Below are 26051 nucleotides of genomic sequence, written 5' to 3' on the forward strand. Positions count from 1 at the left end.
GTGCGATATAGGGCAATTGTCGTATAATAGTTTTTATAGTTTATTCTGACTCGATTCGTTTTGCTGCGCTGATATATTTCCCAACCACCACAGCGGTAATAATCACTAGATAAAATTGCCCCATCAGTCCCACTAAGATCACCGCCTTTTGAGCTAGCGCGCTTACAGGGAGCATATCTCCATAACCTACGGTCATCAAGGTGATATAACTGAAGTACATCAAGGGTTCAATGAGTTCTCGGCCGCTGCTGATGGCTTCGTTCATCATGGCTCCCTGGAAGGATCCAGGGTTTAACCATTCGATCAAAACAAAAATAAAACAGCCTATCAATCCCAAAGAGATATAGCCACTCACCAGCCCATAAATCACATTTTTATTGACTTGTTTGGCCACCCAAACTTGCCTGATGATCTCTAAAGCGACCAAGGTGTAAAATATAAAATAGCACCCAATGCGGACGATCTTTAAATTGGCAGTATCGATATTGAACAAAGAATCTGCCCCAAAAAGCCCACTACTGATCAGCAATAAAATAACAAACAACCAAAAGTAACGGCCCTTTCGAGAAACCAGCACTAGGCCGGTAACTAAATTGATCATTAGCAGCAGCGGCGCCACTATACCATCAAAAGGTTGTTGCGGAATGATCAAGGAACCAAACAAAATGGCTACTTGGGAGAACAAGAACAGTTCAAAACGAATGTTGTATAAACGATCAATCATTACTCTTCTGCCAATGCTCGGTTAAAGGTGTAATTCTTGTAATTGATACGATAAACAACACTGTAAAAGGTTGGAATGAAGATCAGTGTGATCACCGTTCCAAAGAGCAGTCCGATCATAATACTCACAGCCATACCTTCCCACATCTCTCCCCCACTCAAATAAAGCGGGATCAATCCGAGCACAGTGGTAAATGTAGCCAGAAGAATAGGGCGGAATCGCTGCAGGCAGGCAACAATGACGGCTTCTGGTTCTTCTCTTTTCAATACATTCTGTTCCACCTCCATCCGATCTATGAGTACAATCGCATTGTTGATCACAATACCCGCAAGCGAAATCACACCTAAGAAAGGCATAAATCCAAAGGGTTCTTGGAACAACAACAGACCAACCACAACTCCTATAATTGCTAGTGGAATCGTCAAACAAACCATAACCATTTTTCTAAAGGAGTTGAATTGAATGATCAAAAGCAAGACTATGATAAAACCAGAAAGCGGTAAATACTTTACTACTGCTCCCATGTTCTCTGCCGTATTTTCTGCATCACCCCCATATTTATAGGAATAATCGGCACCCCATTCTTCTTGCTGTCCGTCAAGCCAAGGGGTGAGTTCCCCATTGATTTGAGAAGCATTCGCTCCTTCCTTTAATTCACTGGATACGATTACCGTTCTGTAAATATCCAGACGTTTGATCTTGCTGTATTGCCATTTGGGAACGATACTCGCTACTTGAGAGAGCGGAACGCTCTTCCCTGTGGACTGGGAATAAACATTTAAGGTCTCCAGAGCTTCTAAGGTTTGCTGTTGACTGCCTAAACTGCGCATCACAATAGGAATGGACTTATCATCTTCACGATACTCACCCGCCTGAAAACCGTCTAAAACGGTTTGCAAAGAAGTCGCAATATCTTGATTGGTAATTCCTGCGGTTTGACTTCGCGCTTGATCAATCTTGATCTCAAACTTTTTACTCTTAGGGCCCCAATCGTCTTTGACGTTCTTGGTTCCGTTAATTCCGCTGAGTTTGGATTTGATCTGATCTGCAATAGTGGCCAAAACATCAGGGTCTGGTCCAGAAACTTTTACCTCTATAGGAGTCCCTCCACCACCAGATCCCAAAGCACCTACTTTGATGTCTGCGTTAGGGAAATTGGCAAAACAGTAGGCATCTAAGCGCGCAATCATTTCATTGTTGACCTCAAAACTTGAGGTGTTGACCAATAAATGTGCATAGCTGGAATTAGCCTCGTCTGGAGAATAACCTAAGTCATAAGATTCAGGACCTTCCCCGATATAGGCAGACCAATCAACAATACCATTTGCCCGCTGAGTGGTCACCTGCAAAGAATCTTGCATAAAATCTTCGATACCCTGAACCACATCAGAAGTGGATTCAATTCTGGTTCCCAAAGGTAGATTCACATCTACCGTGATCATATTTCTATCACTATCTGGGAAGAATACGAAGAGTACTTTGGTGAAACCGTAAAGCGATAGAAAGAAGGCGACAAAAATGCCTAACAAGACCATGTATTTCTTAGAGAGCGCTCCTAGGATCAGATCCAAATAATAGCCTTTCAATTTGCGGATCACACGGTCAATAATACTTTCCTTTTTCTCCGCGCTGGTATTCATCTTCAAGAATAAATAACAGAATAAGGTGATCACTGTCAGGGCGATGATCCAAGAGGAAAGTAATGCCAAAGAGATCACTACAAAAATAGGCCCTACAATATCTCCCATAGTCGATTCCGCCAAATAGAAAGACAAGAAGGCTGCAGAAGTAGTTAAAGTCGATATCAGCAAAGGAACAAAGAGCTCCGAACAGGCTTCTATTGCTGCCTGTTTCTTTTCTACGCCCTGTTCCATTTTAACCATAATGGTCTCCGCCACTACAATGGCATTGTCTACCATCATTCCTAAAGCCATGATCAAAGCGGCCAAAGTCACCTGGTTGAGACCCATGCCAATAACGCCCATGAGCATTAGGGTCATGACCACTACAATAGGGATCAAACTTGCAATGATGGCTCCAGAGCGCAATCCTAGGAATACCAGCATTACAATAAGTACTATGGATACTGACTGAAGCAGGTTTACCACAAAATCGCTGATCTTAACATCGATATAGGTGTCCAAAGAAGCCAAGCGTTGGATTTCCAAACCTACGGGTAATTTCTGGCGCCATTTGGCCATCACTTTATCCACGTCTGTTCCCAATTGAATCACATTAGATCCTTCTTTAAGGCTGACATGCATGGAGATAGCGTCGCGTCCATTAACGCGTACCCGTTGTTTTGGAGGATCTATATAACCACGCGTAACCTTAGTAATATCGCCAAGAGGAACCAATTGATTGCCTGAACTACCCACTGGAATCAAGGTTTCCCGAATGTCTTCTATGGAATTAAAATTCCCCGTAGGTTCCAATATGATCCGCTCTTCATTCAAGTTGATCTGGCCACCACTACTGAGGATGTTTGTGGATTGTATAATCTGTTGTAGCTTGCTGGATGAAAGCCCATATTCCTTGAGCTTAGCGTTGTCAAACTCTACAAAAACGCGCTCTTCTTGCTCTCCCCCGACCTCTACTTTAGCTGCATCAGGAAGTTTAATAAGGTCGTCCTTGATGTCATCGATATACTCCTTCATCTCTGCGTAAGAGAACCCGTCTGAGGTGATCCCGACCACAAGGCCGAATACCTCCCCAATACCATCGTCTTTCAAGTCCGGTTTAACCCCTGAGGGTAAACCTTGTAAGGAGTTTAACTTTCTGCGCAGACGATCCCATACGGCCTGCATCTGCTCTGGTGGAACCTCATCCTTTAAAGTAACTTGCACTACGGAAAGCTCTGTTCTGGAGGTAGAAGACACTTCTTTGAGTTCAGGGAGTTCTTGGACTACCTTTTCAATTTTGTCGGTCACCAATAATTCTACACGCTCTGGTGAGGCTCCTGAGAAAAATGAAACTACAGAAGCCACTCGAACTGTATACGGAGGCATACTGTCTCTAGGTAGGGATTGATACATCACTATCCCCATAAGCATAATCGTAGCCAGGACCGTAAAGGTGATTCGGTTCTTATTGATCGAAAATTGAGTAATGTTCATGCCGTATCGATTGAATTAAGAACCTATTGAATTGTTACTTCCTGTCCGTCTAACAAGGTTTGTAGCCCTGCTGTAGCGATCTTCTCTCCAGGCTTGAGACCATCTATGATCTGGAAGCCAGCAGAGCTTAAATCTCCTACTGTTACCCGGCTTTTCTTGACCACGGTTTTGTCCGCTTCTTGAGTGATCACAAAGACAAATCGGCCTTCGCTGTCTTCTCCGACTGCTTGAGCCGGTACACGGATCATCATATCTTTTGCAGAATCTTCTCCCAAGGCAAAGGTCACGTTGGCTGCCATCCCCGATTTAACATCATCACTGACACGATCTAAAGTGACCATGGCCGGATAAGTAGAAGTATTGAGATCTACTGCCGGCGATAGCTCGGTCACACGTCCTTTGAAGCTTTGACCCTCCAAAGAAGAGAAGTTCACATCTACCGGCATATTCAAGGAAACATTATTGATAATGCTCTCTGGTAAGCCCAAGGAGATCTCCATCTCCACCCCCAGCATTGAGCACAGCAATTGCTTGCCCCGCTTGAATATTCTCATCTACTTCTGCGGAAACTGCCGTGATCACACCATCTTCTGGCGCATACAGGAATCCGTATCGTACCTGTTCGCGCTGAATAGACACCTCGCGCTTCGCAGACTCATAACTCTGCTGAGCGGTCTTATACGAGTTTTTTGCAGATTCAAAATCCGTTAATGAGGCACTGCCTTTCTCATAGAGCACGCGGATACGGTCTAAGGCCAATTTGGCCGTGTTCATTTGGGACTCGGCACTATTTACTGAAGTTATCGCACGCTCTAGACTTAATCTCGCTGAAACATTGTCCAATTTGGCTAAAAGTTGATTTTTCTTAACCTTCTGACCTAGTTTTACATCTAACTGCACCAAAACTCCAGAGCTTCTAAAACTCAAGTTGATCACCTTTTCACTTTTGGCTGTTCCACTAAAGACACGCTCGGTAGCTGAACCCGCAGTGGCTACCTCGGTATATTTCACCGGTCTGGGATCGGCCTCTTTGACTTCTTCTTCAGAGCCGCAGGATATTAATAAGGTCGTGCATACAAGGGCTAGTAAGCTGTATCGCAAATACTGTAGTTTCATCATTGCTGTTTTTTTGGATTGGGCTTGATTAGTCATTGGCATTCATATATTCTAGGAATCGTTGCTGAAAAGCATTGTTCTCTTCCTCAGTGTGTAACAAAAAGTTATAGGAGATAAAGCGCTCCAATTGGATGGCAGTCAAAAGGAAATTATAGGTGGCACTTGCCTGGGCCAATTGCGTTTGCAAATAGTTGTTTTGAGCATCAATAAGCTGGATGATACTAACTGCACCTTCAGAATAAGAGGTTTGAACCAGGTCTAAAGACTCCTCCGCAGCTGCTACCGATACTTCTGCCAAGCGGATATTGGCAATCTGATTGATCAAATTCAAAACACCTATACTCACATTGGTTTCAATGGCCAGCTCAGTGTTGGCCGTATTAACTTCCAGCTGTTCTTTCTGGATTAGCGCGGTTTGACGGTCGATATTATTTCTAAAACCGTCCAAAATAGGCACCGAAACATTCACGCCCACATTGTAATTGTCTGACGGATCTGGATCGATGCTCCCAACACCCCATTGATTGAAATTTTGATTGAAATTTGCTTGCAAAGCCACGGTTGGAATAAACCTGCCGTAGGCGTTCAAATCAATGGTTCGGTCTACCGCCTTAATATTGAAGGCTAAGGATTCGAGCTCTGGAGAGTTTCGCTTAGCTTCCTCAATCAGGAATTCCACAAATGGACGCTTGAGTTCTGGATTATCTAGAATCTCTGCCAGTTGTTCGTAATTATAGGTTTCAAAAACGCCTTGACCAATAACGGCCTCATCCACATCAATGATATCCATCACAGGAGCGTTCAAAGACTGATTGATTCTTATAAAGGCTTGTTCTAATTGGTTTACCGCCTCTATGAACACTTGTGTATTCTGAGCCAATTGGCTTTCAAAACGGAGCATGTCTGATTTTCCAGACTGTCCGGCTTCAAAGTTCTGCGTCGCAATGCGCAAGTTCTCTTTGGTCAATTGAAGGTTTTGATTCTGAATGCGGAGGTTCACCTTGCTGATCAACGCATTGAAATACAAATTGGAGGATTCCAGAATGGCATCCAGTTGAGAAGCTCTAAAGCTGGCCTCCTGCGCTTGATTCAAATTCTTTTGTACACTGATGTTGGCGCTAGCCGCTTCCGAATAGATGGTCTGGGTTAAATTCAAATTCCCATCTACAGAGAACTCCGGTTGAAAGGGAGCCACCGCCACACGCCCATCAATATTAGTAAAGGTTCCGCTAGCCGTAAGCACTGGGTAGTAATTGCTCCATGCAGATTTGATGTCTTGCTCCGTGAGTTGAACGCCCAATTCATTAGCTACTAAACTTAGATTTTGTTCTAAGGTTTCATTGATCAAGCCGAGTAAATTATAGCTTTTAGGTGCAGAGGCCTTCTCATATTGCCCGACAAAATCAGTTTGAGCAATAAGACTGTATTTTACAGGGATTTGCAGCTGATCTATGGTATTGAAATTGACGGTCAATCTGCGCTCGGCATCGACAAACACATTGAGGTTCTCCAATTTTTTCGTTATTGACATAGGCTTCTATGGACAGTGCAAGGCGTCTGAAGATCTGAGTCACATCATCGTTTCCGTTATTGGTTCCCATCAGCCCTAATTCAACATCCTTTAAGCCCGAATTTGTAAAGGACGGGATGCCATTGGCAATTAAGATCTGAGCCAATTGAGCGACCTCCTCATCAGTCAAAAAGAAACCTCCAGCTAAATAGAAAGCATCTACATCAACTATGCTATTGGCTAAGTCGTCTAAAGTATTAAAAGGCAATAAGGTGTATTGAGCTCCCAGCTTTGCCAGTATAGGGTCAAAGGTGGATTTGAGATCGATATTGTCCGCAATACCTTGCTCAATGGCAATACCAACTCGATCAAAGCTCGAGAGTTCTTTAAGGGTTTCTAAATCGGCTTCAAAGGATTGAATTCCTGTTAAATAGGTGAAGTTCGGAATTCCAGAGGTCTGTAAATCCGCATCAACTGCAGAGAGGTCCTCAGAAATTGAACCCAATAAAATCGTTGGTTTTGGAAAGCTTTGCTGTTCTTGCATGACCAAACTGCTGCTGGTTCCAAAAGCCAGTATGATATCGGCATCACTGCTTAACAAGTTTTTGTAATTGGTGCGCGCCTGATCCACTCTAAAATTGTGAACCTTTTGATATTCTCCAGGAAACTCAATGATGGCATCTTCTCCAACCACTGCCTTGATCTCAGCGCGGAGCTGCTCCAGATAACCAAGGGTCTCCTCGGTTTCAATATCCAGTAAAATGGCCACTTTAACCACTTCCTTCTGTTGTGCAAATCCTAGAGCACCAAAAGCACAAAAGGTTAAAATGAACAATACGCTTTTTAGCCTACTGGGCAAAGTATTCTTTCTATTCATAAACTTCATCGCAGTTTAAATCGAATTAACAATCGTTCAATGGTGAGTCCTTGTACCAAAATGGAAAAGATCACCACACAATACGTGATCACCAAAAACAAATCCCTGTGCATAGCCTCTGTCAAACCTAGCGCCAAGGCAATGGAGATAGCACCTCTTAGTCCGCCCCAAGTCATTATGGTATTGGTATGCGGTACAAAATCCAAACGCTTTTGGAACAGTCCAATGGGGATGAGTAGGGAAATATAGCGGCAAATTAAGCCAATGGGGATCGCGATCAATCCAGCAATTAGATAGGGTCTTTCCAAATCCAACACCAAGATCTCCATACCTATAAGTACAAAGAGGATCGCATTGAGTAAGATATCAATTAATTCCCAAAATTTATCTACATAGTCTTCTGTCTGTTTAGACATGGCCTTGTGGCGGATCTTTTGTCCACCAACAACCAAACCTGCAACAACCATAGCCAAGGGGCCAGAAACATGCAAATGCGTTGCAATCACGGTTCCTGCCATCACTGTGGCTAGAGTAAGTATCACCTCAATATTATAATCGTCAATACGCTTCATGAGTTGATAGGTGATCCAGCCCAAGCCTAAGCCTAGAGCAACTCCTCCCAATACCTCCACAGCGAAAAGTTCTAACACACTGGCAAAGGAGAATCCAGCTTCACTGTTGTCCGCCAAGCCAAAAATCGTCAGAAACACAACAACGCCAATTCCGTCATTAAAAAGCGATTCCCCTACAATTTTAGCTTCTAGCTTTTTTGGTGCTCCTGCTTTTTTAAGAATTCCCAAAACCGCGATAGGATCCGTTGGTGAGATGAGTGCACCAAACAGCAGGCAATAGATGTAATCTACGGCTAGGCCTACCCAGTCCAAAACAAAATACATGGCCGTCCCTACTAAGAATGTGGAGACCAATACTCCAAAAGTGGCAAACAATAAAATAGGCCATCGCAACTCTTTGAGTTTTTCTAGGTCGGTATGCAAGGCACCAGCAAAGAGCAAGAAACTCAACATCACATCCAAGAGCACAGTTTTAAAATCGATCTGAGAGATCAAAAAGCGCTCAGCCCGCAAGAGCGTATCGTCAAAATAGCTCAACGCAAAAATCCCCAAAGTAAACAGGATGGTGACTAAGGTCAGGCCGATGGTATTCGGCAAGCGGATAAAACGAACGTTGATATACCCAAAAAGGGCAGAGATGGTGACCAAAATACTGGTCAGCACAAAGTAATCCATGAATGGTTAGCGTTGGTCCTTAGTTCAGTGAAGATAAAGTATCTATTTAAAAAATCCTCGGCCTAATCTCATTTTTACGAATATGATAATGAAATAGTCCTCTCATATAAAATACTGAAGCTAAAGCCTTAACTGAGCAATATCATATTATTTCCTAAACCAAGCGCCTACCTTTTGATCACTAAATCAGCAATTATGGAAATAAAAAAGAACCCTAAAGTGAAGATCAGCGGTTGGAGTCATATCTTTTTCCTCTTTGGCCTTGCCTTGATGTTGTTTCTGTCTTGGCGCGCCCTAGAATGGGAAACCAAGGAGCAATCTGCCCTCAGTTTTACAGAGATAGACCTCGAAGCAGAATTTCAGGATGATATCCCCATTACTGAGATCATAGATAACGCACCTCCTCCACCTCCACCGCCAACAATTGTACAAACCAGCATAGAAATTGTGGCTGATGATTTGGATATAGAAGAAACAGTGATTGAATCTACGGAGACCAATCAAGAAGAGGGAGTCGTTATTGAAATCGATGAGGTTGAAGAAGTAGAGGAAGAGGAAGAGCTCATTACAGTGCCCTTCCACGTTATAGAAGAAGTGCCCATATACCCTGGTTGTGAGGCCTTAGCCGACAAAACTGCCAAAAAGAAGTGCTTGTCTGATAAGGTGATGGCCTTTGTGCAAAAGAACTTCGATACAGACCTGGCAGTAGAACTCGGTTTAGAAGGGCGACAACGCATCAGTGTGCAATTTAGAATAGACGAGCGCGGAAAGGTTGTAGAAGTAAAAGCTCGGGCTCCTCACCCACGTCTTGAACAAGAGGCTATTAGCATTGTGAGTAAACTGCCGCTGATGAGTCCCGGTATGCAACGCGGAAAACCTGTAGGTGTACTCTATATGCTGCCGATTTTATTTCAAGTAGAAACTCCGCATTAATAAAACATCCGCAAGGAAACATTGGGTACTAGCCCTAGTGAATTCTGATCGTTTTGAATTACTTGAGTCCCTACGGGTTCATAAAAGCGATTCAAAATGTTCTTTCGATTGGTGATGTTCCATACAGAGGCAGCAACTTGAAAGCGCAGGCGTCCTTTTGTAAAACGATAGGATGCCGATGCGTCCAAACGAATAAATTCATCCAAGTTGTTTTGATTGGGAAAGCCGAAATTCACCTCATCTTCTATCAAAGGGGTTGTAGGGTCCGGTAAGGTGAACGGTCTTCCAGAACGCCAATTGACACCAATAGATGCTTTAAAACCTTTGTAGTCATAGGCAACACCCGCCGTAATGGTATGAGAGACGTCAAAGTTTGAAGGAAAGGTTTCCTCAATCAAGGTTGGAAAATCATAGGTGTTTTTCAAATACGAATAGCTGGACCAAAGTTGCAATTTCCAGATGTTTTTACGCACCAAGAAATCCAAACCGTAGGCGGAATAACTTCCTATGCCTTCATCAAATTCAAATTGATTGAGAAACCCTTGACTACGGGCTGTGATATTATCTACCTCCTTATAAAAACTGGTGGCTGATATTAAAAAATCCTCCTTTTTATAGTTTAAACCGAAAGAACCCTGCTTGCTTTGAACTATCGGAATGGTGCTGTCATTTGCCAAGCGCCAACGCCTGCGCTCCACACCGAGGAAATCGTTCTGGAAATTAATGATCTGTGTAGTGACTTGATGCTTGAATTCTCCCATTGCCTCCGCAGAAAACTCTGGGGTAATAGCATAAGCCAATCGCAAACGAGGCTCTACAATGTGCGCATCAAACTTAGGAATATAGCTATAGCGTCCGCCAAGGCTTCCACTCCAATTAGAATTCTGATCCTCCAATTTCAAATTGCTGAATGCAGCGTGAATCCGAACTACTTCCCCACTGAGGTTACGAACCACAGGATTGTCAACATCGTCAAGGTTTCTCACTTTGGTCTCAATGAATTGGTAACCACTACTCCATTTGAACTTGGAATTAAACTGCCAGTGCGCCAAAGCCTTTATGCCGGTTTCAGAAACAGAATTCTCTTGCAAGAACCGCTGAGAAAGCTCAATATTCGCATTGATGGCTTCTAAGATATAGTCGGTGTTATAGGCCTCTAATTCTGTACTGAAGCGTTCTGACCAGTCCCTCTTGTAATTCAGACCCGCGGCCACACTATTTTGAGTGACCTGACTCTGTCTGGAGACAACACCAGTATCCAACACTGTATTTTCATCAAAGACAAGCTTATTGTTGATCAAAAGAAAGTTTACTCGCAGCTGATCCTTATCAGATATCCGATGCAAATAGCGTAGAGAAGTATCGTAAAATTCAAAATTCTGATTGGTATTGACCGTATTCTCTTGTTGCTGGGTTACTTCTGTATTTTGGGAGATACGATCAAAATAGGCATCAAAGGTCGGAGTGGCGAACAAATCGCTCAGGGACTTTCGACCCGCCAATTGCAAACTGCTGTTAGCGGTGACTGGGATGTCAAAAAACAGATCGGCATTGACCAAATTGATACCCAAATTGGCTTTGAATTTAGGATTGATCCGCTGGGCCGTATTCATGGCAATGGTTCCGGAGACTCCGTCAGTTAGCTGGGGATCTGTGCCGTTTTGAGTAAGACGAACTTCTTGATTCATCTGCGGATTGAACACGGAGATCAACCCAAAAAAGTGCCCCGATTGATACATCTTAATACCGTCCCACAAAATTAGGTTCTGGTCATGGGTCCCCCCTCGAATATTGATATCAGAGACCGTTTCATCCACACTTTGAATTCCTGGCAATGCCTGTACAGCTTGGAGCACGTCGGCCTCTATAAGCCCAGGAAGCGCGCTGAACTTGTCAAAATCTATCCGATATTCTCCAGAGGTAAGTCGATCGACACCTTTTACCAGATATTGCTTTAAATACACCGTACCCAACTGCTGCTGATTGGCAACCATATACACGGGCTCACAACTGCGCTTAAAGAACTTGACTTGACGGACAATGGTGCGATACCCCAAATAACTGATCTGCACTTGAGCCTCTGGATCGGCTTCTGTTAATTCGAAATATCCTTCTTCATCGGTAATGGTAGCCCTGCGCCCAGCTTGGACATTGGCAAATGCCAAGGGCGTTTGGTCATCTTTGTCTTTGAGATATCCGCAAAGCGTAATTCCTGCGTTTCCAGAACGCTTCATAACGCTAATGGTTGTTTGATCCAGGTAGCGGTATTCCAATTGGGTTTGATTGCTGAGTTGTTGGAGTGCTTCTTCTAAGGTCAAGTTAGCCTCTGGGACAGCGGCTGTCATTCCTTCAAGGAGTTGCGGATCATAGTTAAAGTCTACCTCATAGCGCGCTTCCAAAGCGTCGAGAACATCGCGCAACGGAAGTTCTTGCTGCGCTTGTGCCAAACTAGGGACCCAAAGCAGAAGAACCAATAAAATGCTGTTTTTCAAGTGTCTACTCACTCAGTGTTACCGCTTTTCCGTTAATGGTGTAGGTAAGCTGTAAAGGGGTTGTAATTTGTTTTAAGGCTTGTTCCAAATCCTCATGCGAAAACGCTCCTGTGAATTGTCTTTTCAGAACTGATGAGCTCGCATTGATTTCTACCTCATAGAAACGCTCCAATTCGTCTAAAACCAAAGCCATAGAAACTGCATCAAAACTGGATTTTTTCTGTATCCAAGAGGGGTTAGACTCATTGACATTGAAGAGACGCGCTTCGCCCTCAAAGAATCTAATGGCGTCTCCAGGTAGTAATTCTTCTTTGGCATCACCAAAGGTAACAGCAACTCGACCTTCATAACAGACCACTTGGAAGAACTCCCCACGATCAATTACATTAAACTCTGTTCCTAAAACAGTCACCTTTCCTTGCTTTGAGATGACATCAAAGACCTGGCCTTTGGCAACTTTGAAATAGGCTTCCCCATTTAAGGTTAACTCACGGGCTTCTGCCCAAGAGTCTTCACTAAAACTCAAATTAGATCCTGCATTGAGGCGTACCTCAGAATTATCCGGAAGTACTATGGTCTTTTGCTCCGCCATAGCTGTGGCTACCTTAATGCGATCCTCATTGAACAGTGTAAAATACACACCTAATGCAACCACAAGGATTGCTGCTATTCTTAACAAGGGCTTTAGATAGTGCAGTTTACCGCTGTTCTTTTGCGGTAGGGCTGCTAATACATCTTCAAAATCCTTTGGCTGAGAAAATTGATCAGCCTTAAATGTTTTGGCATCCGCAAGGAGCGCCATATAATAGCCGTACTCCGGATCTTGCTCGACCTGCTTTCGCTCCTGCTCGGTGAGGTCGTCATTCAACCATTTATGTAGTAGTTTTTCATCCATTGTTTTTGCTCATCTATAGGAGTAACAACCCAAAGGCAAAAAATCCTGATTATTTTGTTCTAAAATTTTCCAATTGTTCTTTTAAAACGGCAAAAGCCGAATAAATTCTATACTCAACCACCTTTTTTGTGACCCCTAAGATCTCTGCTATCTCTGCCTGCTTCTTACCTTCTATCTTACTCAGGGTAAAAGCTACGCGTTGCTCTTCGGTCAGCGAAGCTAAAACCTGTTTGTAGCGCTCGTAATATTCCGCAGAGCGCATGATAAATTCAGGATCTTCATTGGTGTGTTTAGGGACGCTTTGCTGTTGATGCTTTAAGACCACCTTTTTGTGCTTCAAGGTATTGAGCATCAAATTGGAGGCAGTGGTAAATAAAAAGGCTTTGGCTTTGTCTGGAGTTACCTTTTTACAATTTTCCCAAAGCTTAATAAAAGCCTCCTGAGTTTTGTCTGCAGGTTCTGCATCAGCTCCGAATTTATAATAAAGAAAATTGTGTACGTCCTTACTTAAAGTGCGATAAAGCCGCTCAAATACTGCGGATTCACAAACATCTTTATGAAGGTTTTTTGCCAAGTTCTGTGGTGTTTAGCTAAAGGTAGAAAAATTAATTTCAAAAAAATCAGGTCAAATGTCAGGATTTTTTTCAATTGGGTTGTTTACTTTACAAACCACGCCAAATCGGCCAATAAAAATATGATTATGAAACGAGTTAAACTCTCCTTTTTACTGTTTTTGATCGGTGCATTAACACTTACTTCTTGTCGTACCGAGGAATCTGAAGTGATCAATCCCAACAATGAAGAAACCCTAGAAGCAAACAGTATTGTTGCAGGGTTGATGCAACGCGTAAGTTTGAGTGATGGCTCTTTGGACAATATTATTGACAGCGCGAATTGTTTTACGGTTAATCTTCCTGTTACTGTTATTGTCAACGGAGTAGAAGTTACCGTTAACACAGAAGCAGATTACGAACTCATAGAAGATATTTTGGATGAGTCTGATGACGATACGGATACCGTGGAGATCGTTTTCCCGATTACGGTAACGCTTTCAGACTATACTGAGGTCACTTTGAACTCTATTGAAGAATTCTTGGCCTTGGCCCTTACCTGCCCGGATGAAGGAGAGACCGATCCAGACATTGAATGCTTGGATTTTGTATATCCGATCACGGCTACCATTTTCAATCCGGTCACTGAAGAATTAGAGACCATAGTTATAGAAAATGATGAGCAACTCTACGACTTTTTAGAACTTATTGAAGAAGGCGATGTGGTTAATATTGAGTTTCCAATAAGCATTGTCCTTGCTGATGGAACCACCGTGGTCATTGAAGATCTGGAGCAATTAGAAGATGTTATTGAAGAGGCTGAGGACGCCTGTGATGAGGACGATGACTACGATTATGACGATGACGACTGTGAAGACTGTACCCTAGAAGATCTTTCTGATCTATTAACGGGATGTTCTCCTTGGCATGTGGCTGAACTTGAGCGTGATGATGTAGAACTTGGAGAAACCTATGAAGGATACGCCTTTACCTTTACGGAAAGCGGAGAAGTGATTGTAGAGACGGACTCGGACGAGTTTTTTGGAACCTGGGAAAGTTCTGGAAGCGGGGAAGAAATCACTGTAGTTATTGAAATTGAAGACTTGCCAGATTTCAATGATGATTGGATCTTACACGAACTGGAAGTTGAAGACGACGGATCATACGTAGAGCTGCGCTTGGTTGATGACAATCTGGAATTTGAAAGCAGCTGTGATGGTTCTACCGATGGTGACCCTGATCCAGATGCAGAAGCGCTGGCGGCTGTTTTAACTGACGGCGCGTGGTTTGTCACCAACTACTTTGACGATGTGGATGAGACGAACCTATTCTGTGAATACACCTTTGAGTTTGGCGCTGATGGCACTGCAGTAGCTGTTGCCGGAGACGAGACCGTAGAAGGTGAATGGGAGATCGTTAACGACGACTCTGAACTGGACCTTTTTCTCGACTTTGGAGAAGCCTTCCCTTTTGATGAGATCCTTGACGACTGGGAGGTCATTGAATTTGACGAGAATGTCATAAGACTGCGTGATATCAGTGGTGGTGATGGCACCGAGGACCTCTTGACCTTTGGCCGTGAGGCAACCAGCTGTGATTAATGAGAATAAATTGAATGTGCTAGACCGAAGCTCTTCATAGCCTCAATTACCGGAGAACGGTCTTGAAAAGTCACCTCTTTAAAAAAAGGGGTGGCTTTTTTTATTGGATGGAAATGCGATACCCAAGACTTACTCCATAGGTATCTCTAAAGCCGTCTCCCCAATCAGCGGCAGCCTGTAGATTCACACTGCCATATTTTTTAAAGTCGTATTCAAACCCAACAAAAGTATTGAGGATCTGCTGCGGAGGATCAATTCTATTGTCGAGTCTAAAAGAACCGAAGTTTTCATAGGCCGTGGCTTTGGTATAAATGAGCCAAGAGCCTCGACCAGCACTCAATCCTAAATGGATTCCACGAACTCGATTGTTCCCGATCTCCAATCCGGTTTCATCCATAGTAATAAAAGGCAATCCTAGGATGTTCCCGTCATAGGTCCATCCGGAGCGATAAACACCGCTTCTAAAATAATTATCCCTTCCGGCATCACCAGTTGCCCCACTTTGATCTGTAGTCTGAAAATATTCTACTACTAAACCTTTAAAAAGGCTTGTATAGTCTTCTGTATTCGGGTCATAATAAAAACCCCAGATTCCGTCGGGAAAGTTCTTTAGACGTGTACCTGAGCCGTCCTCAAAGGGATGAGAATGGTAAAAACGCAAGTTACCGTAGGTAGTACGGTGATTGACCTCAAGTTCATATATCCCTAGATGGTTTCCTAAAGCGTTCGCTCGATCTGTATCTGAAGCGGAATCACTTCCCTGACTAGCAAAGAAAATATCTATGAAATCAGAGAACCCAGAAGGCTGCTTTCCACGTTCCGGGGAATTTCCACCCCATTGAGCGTAATGTTGTATCCCCGCTTTTAAAGTAGTTCTCGGACTCAAAGTTATTACAGCTGCCAAACGCTTGAAATGTAAAAGCACATCTTCTACAAAACGCTCGTCGTTCAATGAATAATGACCAATACCCCAATCCAGTGCAACTCCTTTAAAAATTCGTTGAGGACTAGGAGCCTCTACCAACAGTCCTGGAAGTGCTCTAGCGTTTCCACTAAGTAAAAAATTGTCCTGTACCAATCCAAGGCCATCAAAACGGTCTTCGTTGCGGCGCGAACCTATTACCACAGATAACCAAGGCGTATCCAATTGGGCGTAGAGTTCGTCTCTTTGCAATTCATCGGGCACCTCGTCACGATAAAAAAGACTGGCTTTCCCAGAGAGCTGCCAACCATTATTGAGCATTAGTTGCCCAGATAATCCGCCATCTACCAAGAAATTAGTCCCTGCTCCTACCGCACCATTGGTGTTGGCTTGCATCCAAAAAGGTAAGTTTTGCTGACTACTTTTAAAAACGCGAACACCGCCTGTTGCTTGATAGTTGTACTCCTGTGCAAAGCTGAATGCCGAAAAAAGCAAAAGAGCCCCAAAGCATTTAATTTTAGGTTGGAAGAATCGCATGTTTGGTTGGTTTATTTTTTCTGTAGGACCTCTGGTTCCACGATCTCTGGTTGATCAACTGGAGTATCCTTGAGATCTGTGATCTCTTGATCGCTGAGGTCCAAACACTCAAAGTCAGAATTCTTGCTGATGAACTCGGGCACTAAGGCTTTCATTTTAGTTACCACGCTATGATCGTCATGTCGTAGAGCAGCTTCTATGATTTTGTTTACCTTTTTGCTGACGATATCAAAGTCTTTGATCACATCTTTAGCGATAAGGATTTTTTCGTGATGCGTTGGTAATGCACGCGATGAATCACTGATAAGTTCTTCATAGAGTTTCTCTCCAGGACGCAATCCTGTAATCTTAATCGCGATGTCCTTATCGGGCTCATATCCAGCAAGCTTGATCATCTTTTTGGCTAGGTCCATGATCTTAACAGGTTCTCCCATATCAAAGATATAGATCTCTCCTCCCTGCCCCATTGCTCCCGCTTCCAATACCAATTGACAGGCTTCTGGAATGGTCATGAAATAGCGAATAATATCTGGGTGAGTAATAGTAACTGGCCCTCCCTTTTCAATTTGCTTTTTGAAAAGCGGCACCACACTTCCGTTAGATCCCAAAACGTTTCCAAAACGCGTAGTGATGAATTTGGTCTCTGGAGAATTGCCTTCACTATTCACGTAATAGTTACGCGACTGCACATACATCTCAGCGGCGCGTTTGGAAGCTCCCATTACATTGCTTGGGTTTACTGCCTTATCTGTTGAAACCATCACAAAGCGCTTGACTTTATTTAAAACAGCCAGATCCGCGAGATTCTTGGTTCCGTATACATTGGTGATCACTGCTTCTGGTGAGTTATCTTCCATAAGCGGCACGTGTTTGTAGGCCGCCGCGTGGTAGATCACATCAATACTGTACTTTTTAAAGAAAACGCCTAAACGGTTTCTATTAGCCACATCACAGATCAAACATTTGATGTTCAACTCTGGATGATTGGCCTGTAATTCCAATTGAAGGTTGTGTAGCGGTGTTTCTGCTTGATCCAAAACCAAAACCAATTTTGGGTTGAATTTGGCCAACTGTCTAACGATCTCACTACCAATGGAACCTGCTCCACCGGTAACCAATACAGTCTTATCACTCAACTGCTTTATCTTTTCATCATCGTGTAGAACAATAGGATCGCGTTCTAACAGATCTTCAATTTGCAGGTTTTTTACTTGATTGGCTACAGATTTGTTCTCACTCCAATCTAAAACCAAAGGAGAATTGTAGACCTTCATGTCGTGTTCCAAACAGTCTTCGACTATGGCGAACTTCTGGTTTGAAGACAAATCACTTCCAGACATGATCACGGCAGAAGCATTGAGTTCTTTTATCTGATCTGACAATTTACTCTCAAGCTTGATAACGGGCTTTCCTAAGATCTGTAAGCGTTTATTGATACTGCGCGTTGCAACAAATCCCTGTATTTGAAATCGCTGAGGGTGCTCTATGTCTAAAGCTGCAGCAATAGAAATCGCGTTTTCATCAATACCAATGATGACGGCCTTCTCCATTTCTTCCCCTTTTTGGGCAATCTTGAAGTACTCATAAAGTTGCTTCACCGCCAATCGGAACAAGAACAAAAAAGTAAAAGAGAAGAATAGAGATAACACCAATGAGGAATTCAAAAAGATCTTCTCCCCCTTCATGGCAACCATGGAATAGTTAATCACCATAAGCACGCCAAAGGTACTTACAGAGGCTAGCAAGAGCTTTAATGCATCCATATAAGAACTGTGGCGCACCAAGCCCGCATAGGTCTTGAATAAGAGCATAAACCCAAAATGCACCCCTACAATCATTAAGATCTGTTGGGTTGCACTCAACAGCGGTAAATACTGAATTTGAAGATCTTTAAGCACTATTGCTGTAAGGACAATAGAACAAACCAATAAGAAAGTGTCAATAAGAAGAACGCACCACCTGGGTAAATACTTTAGACTTCTAACGTCTAATGCATTGTCCTTAGAGGAAAGAATGATTTGAAGCGCGTTACGTAATTTTCCTGCCATACTCGTGTGCTATTGCTACTCCATAAACTGAAGTATCGCCTTTTTAATCCGGTCCCGGTCAGCATCCGTCAAATTGGAACCAGAAGGCATGCACAATCCTTTTTTAAATAACTCTTCCGCAGTTCCGTCGCCATAAAATAAGGCTCCATCAAAAACCGGTTGTAAATGCATAGGCTTCCACAAAGGTCTGCATTCTATGTTATTTGCTTGCAAAAATATACGTAATTTTTCATTATTACGCTGATCATCCGATTTTTTAAAGATTATAGCGGACAACCAGTGGTTGCTGTAGGCATCTTCTGAGGATTCTTTAAGGACTTCCACCATGTCTGAATCTTGGAACAGTTCACGGTAGAATTCATTATTCTGTCTGCGCAATCCAACGTGTTTATCCAAAACCTCCATCTGCCCTCTACCAATACCGGCTACAATATTACTCATACGATAATTATAGCCAACTTCTGAATGCTGGTAATGCGGAGCTTGATCTCTGGCTTGCGTGGCCCAAAAGATCGTTTTTTGCTTCTGCGCTTCTGTACGGCACACCAAAGCGCCTCCGCCGGAAGTTGTAATGATCTTGTTTCCGTTGAAGGATAAAATCGATAGGTCTCCAAAGGTTCCACACTTACGGCCCTTGTAACTAGAACCCAAGGCTTCTGCAGCATCTTCTATCAAGAAAATACCGTATTCCTTGCAGATTGCCTCTATTTTATCAATTTGAGCAGGCATCCCATACAGATGAACCATCAAAACCGCTTTGGGCTTTACACCAGCCGCTAACCTCGTTTTTATAGCGGTCTCCAAGTGCTCCGGACTCATATTCCAAGTAGTCGCTTCCGAGTCCACAAAGACTGGAGTTGCGCCTTGATAAATGATTGGATTAGAGGTTCCACAAAAGGTAAACGATTGGCAGAGTACCTCATCTCCTGCCTCTACTCCGGCATGCAATAGCGCTAAATGAATCGCAGCAGTTCCCGAAGACAAACAAGCGGTGTGATTGCCAGCACCTAAATAATCTTCAAGCGCCTGTTCAAAACCGGTTACGTTAGGACCTAATGGAGCGATCCAATTCTGGGCAAAGGCCTCATTGACATAATTTTGTTCTGTTCCTCCCATATGCGGAGAAGACAACCATATTTTGGGTAGTTCGCTCATAAAACTGTTTTTATGATATAGCCAATATCCTTAAAGATACTGTAGTTCTCTATGTATTCTTTGTTGAGTTCGACCTTTTTAGGCCAGATAACCTCAGCATTGTATTTTTCAGGATCCTCTTGAGCTGCCAAGAGTGCCTCCTCATCTTTAAAATAAATGGATGCTGGACCCGTGATTCCAGGACGAATGTCAAGTAAAACACGGTCTTCTCCTTCCAGTTTATCCATAAAGCCTGGAACATCCGGGCGTGGCCCTACAAAGCTCATTTCGCCTTTAAAAACATTGATCAACTGTGGCAATTCATCGAGTTTTGAGTTCCTCCAAAAAGCACCCATTTTGGTGATTCTTGGATCTTTACTGGTACTTACCGTAGTAGTTACTCCTTCTATATTGCGCATGGAACGCAACTTATAGACTTTAAAAAATTTGGCGTCTTTGCCTACACGTGTTTGTCTGAAAAAGCCAGATAGCCCCGTGTCCAGTCTGGCTAAGACCGCACAAATCAAGATCAACCAACCAAAAAACAAAAGACCAATGGCTGAGACCACTAGATCAAAGGCACGCTTGATGAACTTATTGGTTGGAGACATTGTCGTAATTTAAGGCTTGTAAGGTTGGTTCACAAATTTCGTTCAAAGCTTGCTGCTCTTCTTTACTGAGCTTTTTATGGGAGCCAACACTGCGGTTGGAGACTCTTGCTACAGCCTCAGAGATTTCCTCAGGCGTCGCGCTCGTTTTTCCTAAAAACGTTAAGATGGTTTTTAGTTCTTCCTGCGGATTGTTTACAAATTGCTCGTATTTCACCTCAATGAATTGATTGGCGTCTAATTGGTTTTTATCCGCTTGCGTTGCATGAACGCAGGCTTGCCATTGCAGCGCACAAACCTCTAAAAGACTTTTTGTTTTGAAATCCGCGTCAATTCCTGGGTAAACAGGACCCCAAAAAGAAAGTCTATCAGCTCCGAAGGCCTGCTTTAAACGGTTTACCCCAAACTTCCAGACATAATACGGCAGATCCCGCAGAGGTGTTTGCTTAAGCTTTTTTAAGGTATAATTGAGTTCAAAAGGAGCTGTCCAACGGATCTTCGCGCTTGGCGCCACATCGCGTCCATCTCGATTGATCAGAATGTACTTTGCCTCCGGAAAAACCTCGTGTACAAAAGCCAGGCGCAAGGAGTTCGCGCAGGTCTTTTCCACTACAAATTCCAAATTTTGAGATGCTTTGAGTTGATTGAACCGTCCTCTAATGTAATTTTTCACCTTTGGACTCGCCAACTGCGGAGCTAAAATGTCCGTGGGTTCAAAACGATTGCCATACCTCCATACCGGATTGATCTCATCGCAATCCCAAGTACCAAAACCAGCAATGCTGCAAATTACATCACGCAGCATATTGGTGCCAGTTCTGCCCGCACCTATGATTATTACTGGGGTATGATTTAGCTCTTTCGGCATAACATTTCAAGTTTTTCTTCTATGGCATCAATACTGGATTCCAGTGAGAGTGCTTTTTGATAATAAGCAGCGCCTTGTACTCCGAGTTCTTTTCGTTTTTGTCCATCCAAGTCTAAAAATGCATGGATGGCTCGTATAAAATCTTCTGTGCTGTCTGGCTCAAAAGCAAAGCCAGCATCAGCAGCTTCTAAGATCTCTTTGGCATCTCCTTTCAAGCCCATCAGAATCGGCTTTCCAGATTTTAAATAGGCCAATATTTTAGACGGAATCGTGATCTCAAAGAGCGGGTCTTTTTTCAAGTGTACCAAAAGGACATCCGCAGCATTTAAGAACATACTCACCTCTTCCGATTGCACTCTGGGAATGAACTGCAAATTATGTAAGCCCATACCAGCGGCTTTCTCCTTCAGACGAGTCTCATCGGCGCCACCCCCCAATAGAATAAAGTTAATGCGCTGATCATTTTGGTCTTGAAATGACTTTGCAGCCTCTAACACCACATCCAAAGCTTGTACTATACCCAAATTACCCGCATAGAGCAGGTTGACGGCATCTGCCTTGAAATACTTTTCGTAGCGCTGCTGATCCAAAGGAGTATCATCAATGCGGTCTCGGGACCAATTGCTCACAAATTGCATTTTTTCAGCAGGGACTCCCTTAGCGGTCAACTTCTTTTTAAATCCAGGAGTACACACGGTTATGAATCCCGCGTTGCGGTAATTCCAATTGCACCAAGCATTGATAATTTTCAGTGCTTTACTGTTGGTAAGCATGCCTGAAGTAGCTACGGTTTCTGGCCAGAGGTCGTTTATGTCGTAGACAAAACGCACGCCTCGTAATTTTTTTAGAACGATTGCGGGAACGGCAACGGGAATAGCTCCTTGGTATACAAAACATACATCAGGCTTTTTAACCAACCAAAGCCCAATAAAGGTCGCACTTAGCGCATAACTCAGATAATGCAAAAAACGCTTAAACCCAGATGCACTGTGATCGGGATAGATCGGTACACGGATCAGGTTGACGCCTTCCATTTGCTCCCGTTTGTACAAACGTTGCTTGAAGCCCGGATAGATCTTGCCTATCGGATAGGATGGAAATCCGGTCAACACCTCTACTTGGTGACCACGCTTTACCAGTTCTTTGGCAAAATCGAGGCTTTTAGCAGTGGGTTCGGGATTAAATAGTTGCTTGACAATTAGGATACGCATGGCGATCACTTAGACCAAACTACGCGGTTGATATAGTCCGTGTAGGATATGATGATTCGCACTACTTTTTCGGATACGTTAGGCATGCTGTAATCTGCAACTGGCCTAAAATTGCGTTCTGGCGCACGTTTTTGCACACTCAATGCCGCAAGACCTTGCAAGATTCTTTCGGGTTGAAGCCCTACCATCATTACAGAGGCTTCTTCCATAGCTTCCGGGCGCTCGTGAGCTTCACGAATATTCAAAGCGTGAAAGTTCAAAATGGAAGATTCCTCAGAGATTGTTCCACTGTCAGACAGTACCGCGAATGAATTTACCTGTAAGGCATTGTAGTCACTAAACCCTAAAGGTTTTAGAAATTGAATATTCTTATGGGCTTTAACCTCTTTGGCCGCCAGCATATTACGAGTTCTTGGATGGGTAGAAACGATAACTGGGTAATCGTATTTCTCGGCAATGGTATTCAAGGAAGTGATCAGTCCTTCAAAATTTTTCGGATTGCTGATGTTCTCTTCACGGTGAGCAGACACCACAAAATATTCGTGTTTTTTTAGATCCAATCGATCCAAAACATCAGAAGCCGCAATCTTCGCCTCAAATTGACTTAAGACCTCAAACATCGGGCTACCCGTTTTGATCACACGATCTGGCGATAAACCTTCACGAAGCAAGTATTCTCTGGCAATATCGCTGTAGGTCATATTGATGTCAGCCACATGATCTACGATCTTTCTGTTGGTCTCTTCTGGAACGCGCTGATCAAAGCAACGGTTTCCGGCTTCCATGTGGAATACAGGGATCTTGCGTTTCTTAGCTGGAATAGCACAAAGACAAGAGTTGGTATCTCCAAGTACCAAAAAGGCATCGGGTTGAATCTCTTCTAACAAGGGATCAATACCGATTAAAATACGCCCCACAGTTTCGGTGGCGTTTTTCCCAGCTGCTCCTAGAAAGTGATCAGGTTTTCTGATCCCCAGATCATCAAAGAAAATTTCATTGAGTTCGTAGTCGTAATTCTGACCAGTGTGCACCAAGGTATGGTCAATGGCAGGATTGGCATCCAGCGCTTTCATCACACAGGCTAGCCTGATGATCTCAGGTCTTGTTCCTACTACGGTTACGACTTTTAATTGCTTCATCTCAACTGGGATTTTCTGTGGCAAAAATAGGAGTTAATCTTTACAATCCGTAGCAATTAATCTACAGATTCAAAATAGGTGTCTGGGTCCTCAGGATCATAAGGTTCGTTGATCCAAAACAGGGTGATCAATTCCTCATCTCCAATATTGGTAATATTGTGGGTGTACCAAATGGGCATATCAACATAGGCGGGTTCATTGCCATCAAGAATATACTCATAGACCTTGTCCGTATTCACTTTTCTGAGTTTGATGGAGGCTTTACCGCTAATGACAGCAAAACGCTCAACCTTACGCGTGTGGTAATGGTTTCCACGAGTGATTCCAGGTACTGTGGTAGAATAAGAAGATTGTCCTGAAGTTCCTGCCCGCATGATCTCTACAAAAGCTCCGCGATTATCTGTGTGCTTCACAAACTTTCTCGGGAAATAGTCTTTGGGAATATAGGCAGTAAAAGTGTTGAAAAGATCAATATCAAAAGCTTGGCTAATATCTGGTACTTGGCCTTGTTCCACATAGCTTGTTTTGAAGTGTTCCAGCTTCTGAAGTACTTCAGTCACCTTAGCTTTGTAAGGCGCCTCAATAGATTTAAATACAACTCCGCTACTATCGCTCTGAATCTGCTGGTAGAAGTGTTCTACTAAGGCATTTACGTAGATCAAAGAAACCTCAGCGTCTTGATGAACCTCTGGAGCTCCACCTGTATTTAGTAAATGACAAAAGGTGGCGATAAAGGAATTGTAAAACGGTTTGCCGAAGGGACCAAAGACATTTGGAATTAAGAGGGAAGTCACGCTTCCGCCCTGCTGTTGCGCCCAGGTCTCTAGTAGTTTTCTACCGTCGCGTTTGGATTGTCCGTAAAGGTTGTCCTGCTCTTCCTGTGTTGAAGAACTAAATATGATCTTTGGAGTTACGGCTGCCGATTGACAGGCGTCAATCAACTTTTGAACAAGACCTACGTTAGTGTCGTAAATGACTTGTGGATCTTCATGCCGATTCATTGCAGCAATGTGAACAATCACATCACAGTTGGCAACCCAGGCCGCAAGGGCCTCAGGCTTATCAAACAGGCTGCGCTCAAAATCCGTACGACTTATCTGCTCCGTTTTAGTTCCTAAGTAGTTGTAGAGGTGTTGCCCAATGAAACCGGCTTGTCCGGTGATGCCAACTCGAATCATAATGTCTATTGATTAGCAACGTCTTCTCTGATGAACTCTAGCTTAAGCAGCAGTTGTTTCATACCTTCAACATCAAGACGTTCTGTGTTGTGAGAATGATAATCCTCTACTTTACTCATATCAACCTCCCCTTTAGAGAAGTAGTTTGCATAGTTTAGGTCACGATTATCTGCTGGAATTCGGTAATATTCACCAAGATCTTCAGCTTTGATCACTTCTTCCCTTGTCAGCAGCGATTCGTAAAGCTTTTCTCCGTGACGCGTTCCAATAACCTTGATCTCTGAATCACTCTGGTAGAGTTCTTTTACGGCTTTGGCCAGTACTTCAATGGTAGCCGCTGGTGCCTTTTGCACAAACATATCTCCAGGACGCGCATTGTTGAATGCAAAAAGTACAAGATCTACCGCATCCTCCAAGGTCATCATAAAGCGTGTCATATTAGGATCGGTAAGGGTCAATGGTGCTCCCTGTTGAATCTGCTCTACGAACAAAGGAATTACCGACCCTCTTGAAGCCATTACGTTACCATAGCGCGTTCCACTGATGACCGTGTTGCCAGCATTTCTGGACTTAGCCACCAATACCTTTTCCATCATCGCCTTAGAGATTCCCATTGCGTTGATTGGGTATACAGCTTTATCCGTGCTCAGCACAACGACATTAGCTACATTGTTAGAAATGGCTGCTTCCAATACATTCTCTGTTCCCAATACATTGGTTTTCACAGCCTCAACTGGAAAGAACTCACAGGAAGGAACCTGTTTTAAAGCCGCTGCATGGAAAACATAGTCCACACCGCGCATTGCATTAAAAACTGCTGTGTAATCGCGTACGTCACCGATATAAAATTTTACCTTGGGATTGGCCAGCTTTCTTCTAAGATCGTCTTGCTTCTTTTCATCACGTGAAAAAATACGAATCTCAGAGAAGTGATCTGTATCCAGAAATCTTGCCAAAACGGCGTTTCCGAATGATCCTGTTCCTCCGGTGATGAGTAGTTTTTTATTCTTGAGTTCCATGTTCTAAAACTGTTTTTACCGCCCCGATAATATTGGTATTGGATTCGGTGTATATATGGTTATAGTAATTTATAAGTTCTTTATGTTGCTGATCATAACTAGCGTCTGTCATCTCCAGCACTTCTGTAATCCGTTGTCGCCAAAGCTTTCCCTTTAGAGGCAACAAGGTGTTAGGAACTGATCCATTCACCCTTTCCCAAGGTAAACCTGTACTTGCCAAGACTAATTTCCCTGCTTCTATCGCTTCAAAAAAAACATGACAGAAGCTTTCAGAAAGCGACGGAATGATCACCAGATCGACCCCGGCGGATTTCTTTGCGAAATT

Annotated in this window: 22 protein-coding genes; 2 read left to right on the forward strand and 20 right to left on the reverse strand. The window is 43.3% G+C overall.

Features of this window, described 5'->3' with window-relative positions:
* Window positions 1-40: 40 nt before the first annotated feature.
* The 7 genes from ACSLP7_RS13830 to ACSLP7_RS13860 are packed head-to-tail and all read right to left on the reverse strand — an operon-like array spanning window position 41 to window position 8590.
* Window positions 41-724: an ion channel gene (locus ACSLP7_RS13830; protein ID WP_435579856.1), complete on the reverse strand. Its 684-nt coding sequence runs from the start codon at window positions 722-724 to the stop codon at window positions 41-43.
* On the reverse strand, window positions 724-3840 hold the full coding sequence (locus ACSLP7_RS13835) for an efflux RND transporter permease subunit (protein ID WP_435579857.1): 3117 nt from the start codon (window positions 3838-3840) through the stop codon (window positions 724-726). Before ACSLP7_RS13835 ends, ACSLP7_RS13830 begins: the two co-directional genes overlap by 1 nt.
* Before the next feature lie 23 nt (window positions 3841-3863).
* Window positions 3864-4355 (reverse strand): efflux RND transporter periplasmic adaptor subunit, encoded by a 492-nt coding sequence (locus ACSLP7_RS13840; protein WP_435579858.1) that lies wholly within the window; start codon window positions 4353-4355, stop codon window positions 3864-3866.
* On the reverse strand, window positions 4300-4959 hold the full coding sequence (locus ACSLP7_RS13845) for an efflux RND transporter periplasmic adaptor subunit (protein WP_435579859.1): 660 nt from the start codon (window positions 4957-4959) through the stop codon (window positions 4300-4302). The genes ACSLP7_RS13840 and ACSLP7_RS13845 overlap by 56 nt, the downstream gene beginning before the upstream one ends.
* 25 nt (window positions 4960-4984) lie before the next feature.
* Window positions 4985-6454 carry a TolC family protein gene (locus ACSLP7_RS13850; protein WP_435579879.1) on the reverse strand — a complete coding sequence of 490 codons (1470 nt, stop codon included), beginning with the start codon at window positions 6452-6454 and terminating at the stop codon, window positions 4985-4987.
* Window positions 6360-7343 carry a hypothetical protein gene (locus ACSLP7_RS13855; protein ID WP_435579860.1) on the reverse strand — a complete coding sequence of 328 codons (984 nt, stop codon included), beginning with the start codon at window positions 7341-7343 and terminating at the stop codon, window positions 6360-6362. The genes ACSLP7_RS13850 and ACSLP7_RS13855 overlap by 95 nt, the downstream gene beginning before the upstream one ends.
* A 5-nt stretch (window positions 7344-7348) precedes the next feature.
* On the reverse strand, window positions 7349-8590 hold the full coding sequence (locus tag ACSLP7_RS13860; protein WP_435579861.1) for a cation:proton antiporter: 1242 nt from the start codon (window positions 8588-8590) through the stop codon (window positions 7349-7351).
* Window positions 8591-8785: 195 nt separating this feature from the next.
* Between ACSLP7_RS13860 and ACSLP7_RS13865 the strand changes: the two genes are divergently transcribed.
* On the forward strand, window positions 8786-9523 hold the full coding sequence (locus tag ACSLP7_RS13865; RefSeq protein ID WP_435579862.1) for an energy transducer TonB: 738 nt from the start codon (window positions 8786-8788) through the stop codon (window positions 9521-9523).
* On the opposite strand, the gene ACSLP7_RS13870 is transcribed toward ACSLP7_RS13865, so the two are convergent.
* From ACSLP7_RS13870 to ACSLP7_RS13880, 3 genes are read right to left on the reverse strand one after another with little or no spacing between them, the layout of a single operon-like run.
* A complete protein-coding gene (locus ACSLP7_RS13870) occupies window positions 9520-11997 on the reverse strand; it encodes a carboxypeptidase-like regulatory domain-containing protein (protein ID WP_435579863.1) in 2478 nt (825 codons plus the stop codon). The genes ACSLP7_RS13865 and ACSLP7_RS13870 overlap by 4 nt on opposite strands.
* Before the next feature lie 22 nt (window positions 11998-12019).
* The gene (locus ACSLP7_RS13875) at window positions 12020-12910 is read right to left on the reverse strand and encodes a FecR family protein (protein WP_435579864.1); all 891 of its coding nucleotides are present in this window, start codon (window positions 12908-12910) and stop codon (window positions 12020-12022) included.
* 49 nt (window positions 12911-12959) lie between these two features.
* Window positions 12960-13484 carry an RNA polymerase sigma factor gene (locus tag ACSLP7_RS13880; RefSeq protein ID WP_435579865.1) on the reverse strand — a complete coding sequence of 175 codons (525 nt, stop codon included), beginning with the start codon at window positions 13482-13484 and terminating at the stop codon, window positions 12960-12962.
* A gap of 126 nt (window positions 13485-13610) precedes the next feature.
* On the opposite strand from ACSLP7_RS13880, the gene ACSLP7_RS13885 reads away from it, so the two are divergent.
* Window positions 13611-15062, forward strand: coding sequence for a hypothetical protein (locus ACSLP7_RS13885; RefSeq protein WP_435579866.1), 1452 nt, complete (start codon window positions 13611-13613; stop codon window positions 15060-15062).
* Window positions 15063-15162: 100 nt separating this feature from the next.
* Here the strand turns inward: ACSLP7_RS13885 and ACSLP7_RS13890 are convergent, their stop codons facing one another.
* The 10 genes from ACSLP7_RS13890 to ACSLP7_RS13935 all read right to left on the reverse strand — a co-directional run.
* The gene (locus ACSLP7_RS13890) at window positions 15163-16521 is read right to left on the reverse strand and encodes a capsule assembly Wzi family protein (protein ID WP_435579867.1); all 1359 of its coding nucleotides are present in this window, start codon (window positions 16519-16521) and stop codon (window positions 15163-15165) included.
* A gap of 11 nt (window positions 16522-16532) precedes the next feature.
* The gene (locus tag ACSLP7_RS13895) at window positions 16533-18569 is read right to left on the reverse strand and encodes a polysaccharide biosynthesis protein (protein WP_435579868.1); all 2037 of its coding nucleotides are present in this window, start codon (window positions 18567-18569) and stop codon (window positions 16533-16535) included.
* A gap of 15 nt (window positions 18570-18584) precedes the next feature.
* Window positions 18585-19724: a DegT/DnrJ/EryC1/StrS family aminotransferase gene (locus ACSLP7_RS13900; protein WP_435579869.1), complete on the reverse strand. Its 1140-nt coding sequence runs from the start codon at window positions 19722-19724 to the stop codon at window positions 18585-18587.
* Window positions 19721-20314: a sugar transferase gene (locus ACSLP7_RS13905; RefSeq protein WP_435579870.1), complete on the reverse strand. Its 594-nt coding sequence runs from the start codon at window positions 20312-20314 to the stop codon at window positions 19721-19723. Before ACSLP7_RS13905 ends, ACSLP7_RS13900 begins: the two co-directional genes overlap by 4 nt.
* On the reverse strand, window positions 20298-21179 hold the full coding sequence (locus ACSLP7_RS13910; protein WP_435579872.1) for a sulfotransferase family protein: 882 nt from the start codon (window positions 21177-21179) through the stop codon (window positions 20298-20300). The genes ACSLP7_RS13905 and ACSLP7_RS13910 overlap by 17 nt, the downstream gene beginning before the upstream one ends.
* Window positions 21164-22390 carry a glycosyltransferase family 4 protein gene (locus ACSLP7_RS13915; RefSeq protein ID WP_435579873.1) on the reverse strand — a complete coding sequence of 409 codons (1227 nt, stop codon included), beginning with the start codon at window positions 22388-22390 and terminating at the stop codon, window positions 21164-21166. Before ACSLP7_RS13915 ends, ACSLP7_RS13910 begins: the two co-directional genes overlap by 16 nt.
* Window positions 22391-22395: 5 nt before the next feature.
* Entirely contained in the window at window positions 22396-23529 is a 1134-nt protein-coding gene (gene wecB / locus ACSLP7_RS13920; protein WP_435579874.1) for a non-hydrolyzing UDP-N-acetylglucosamine 2-epimerase, read from the reverse strand.
* 56 nt (window positions 23530-23585) lie between these two features.
* The gene (locus tag ACSLP7_RS13925; protein WP_435579875.1) at window positions 23586-24707 is read right to left on the reverse strand and encodes a polysaccharide biosynthesis C-terminal domain-containing protein; all 1122 of its coding nucleotides are present in this window, start codon (window positions 24705-24707) and stop codon (window positions 23586-23588) included.
* Window positions 24708-24712: 5 nt separating this feature from the next.
* Complete coding sequence (locus tag ACSLP7_RS13930) at window positions 24713-25726, reverse strand: polysaccharide biosynthesis protein (protein WP_435579877.1); 1014 nt, start codon at window positions 25724-25726, stop codon at window positions 24713-24715.
* A partial coding sequence (locus ACSLP7_RS13935) for a hypothetical protein (protein ID WP_435579878.1) occupies window positions 25710-26051 on the reverse strand: 342 nt, incomplete at its 5' end. The genes ACSLP7_RS13930 and ACSLP7_RS13935, both read right to left, overlap by 17 nt.

Source organism: Gilvibacter sp., assembly GCF_965601605.1.
GTDB lineage: Bacteria > Bacteroidota > Bacteroidia > Flavobacteriales > Flavobacteriaceae > Gilvibacter.

Excerpts from the sequence above, each read along its gene's own strand:
- ACSLP7_RS13905 (WP_435579870.1), bottom strand. The coding sequence starts at position 20,314 with ATGTCTCCAACCAATAAGTTCATCAAGCGTGCCTTTGATCTAGTGGTC.
- ACSLP7_RS13845 (WP_435579859.1), bottom strand. The coding sequence starts at position 4,959 with ATGATGAAACTACAGTATTTGCGATACAGCTTACTAGCCCTTGTATGC.
- ACSLP7_RS13840 (WP_435579858.1), bottom strand. The coding sequence starts at position 4,355 with ATGCTGGGGGTGGAGATGGAGATCTCCTTGGGCTTACCAGAGAGCATT.
- ACSLP7_RS13930 (WP_435579877.1), bottom strand. The coding sequence starts at position 25,726 with ATGGAACTCAAGAATAAAAAACTACTCATCACCGGAGGAACAGGATCA.
- ACSLP7_RS13890 (WP_435579867.1), bottom strand. The coding sequence starts at position 16,521 with ATGCGATTCTTCCAACCTAAAATTAAATGCTTTGGGGCTCTTTTGCTT.
- wecB (WP_435579874.1), bottom strand. The coding sequence starts at position 23,529 with ATGAAGCAATTAAAAGTCGTAACCGTAGTAGGAACAAGACCTGAGATC.
- ACSLP7_RS13915 (WP_435579873.1), bottom strand. The coding sequence starts at position 22,390 with ATGCGTATCCTAATTGTCAAGCAACTATTTAATCCCGAACCCACTGCT.
- ACSLP7_RS13855 (WP_435579860.1), bottom strand. The coding sequence starts at position 7,343 with ATGAATAGAAAGAATACTTTGCCCAGTAGGCTAAAAAGCGTATTGTTC.
- ACSLP7_RS13835 (WP_435579857.1), bottom strand. The coding sequence starts at position 3,840 with ATGAACATTACTCAATTTTCGATCAATAAGAACCGAATCACCTTTACG.
- ACSLP7_RS13900 (WP_435579869.1), bottom strand. The coding sequence starts at position 19,724 with ATGAGCGAACTACCCAAAATATGGTTGTCTTCTCCGCATATGGGAGGA.
- ACSLP7_RS13910 (WP_435579872.1), bottom strand. The coding sequence starts at position 21,179 with ATGCCGAAAGAGCTAAATCATACCCCAGTAATAATCATAGGTGCGGGC.
- ACSLP7_RS13925 (WP_435579875.1), bottom strand. The coding sequence starts at position 24,707 with ATGATTCGAGTTGGCATCACCGGACAAGCCGGTTTCATTGGGCAACAC.
- ACSLP7_RS13885 (WP_435579866.1), top strand. The coding sequence starts at position 13,611 with ATGAAACGAGTTAAACTCTCCTTTTTACTGTTTTTGATCGGTGCATTA.
- ACSLP7_RS13830 (WP_435579856.1), bottom strand. The coding sequence starts at position 724 with ATGATTGATCGTTTATACAACATTCGTTTTGAACTGTTCTTGTTCTCC.
- ACSLP7_RS13875 (WP_435579864.1), bottom strand. The coding sequence starts at position 12,910 with ATGGATGAAAAACTACTACATAAATGGTTGAATGACGACCTCACCGAG.
- ACSLP7_RS13895 (WP_435579868.1), bottom strand. The coding sequence starts at position 18,569 with ATGGCAGGAAAATTACGTAACGCGCTTCAAATCATTCTTTCCTCTAAG.
- ACSLP7_RS13860 (WP_435579861.1), bottom strand. The coding sequence starts at position 8,590 with ATGGATTACTTTGTGCTGACCAGTATTTTGGTCACCATCTCTGCCCTT.
- ACSLP7_RS13865 (WP_435579862.1), top strand. The coding sequence starts at position 8,786 with ATGGAAATAAAAAAGAACCCTAAAGTGAAGATCAGCGGTTGGAGTCAT.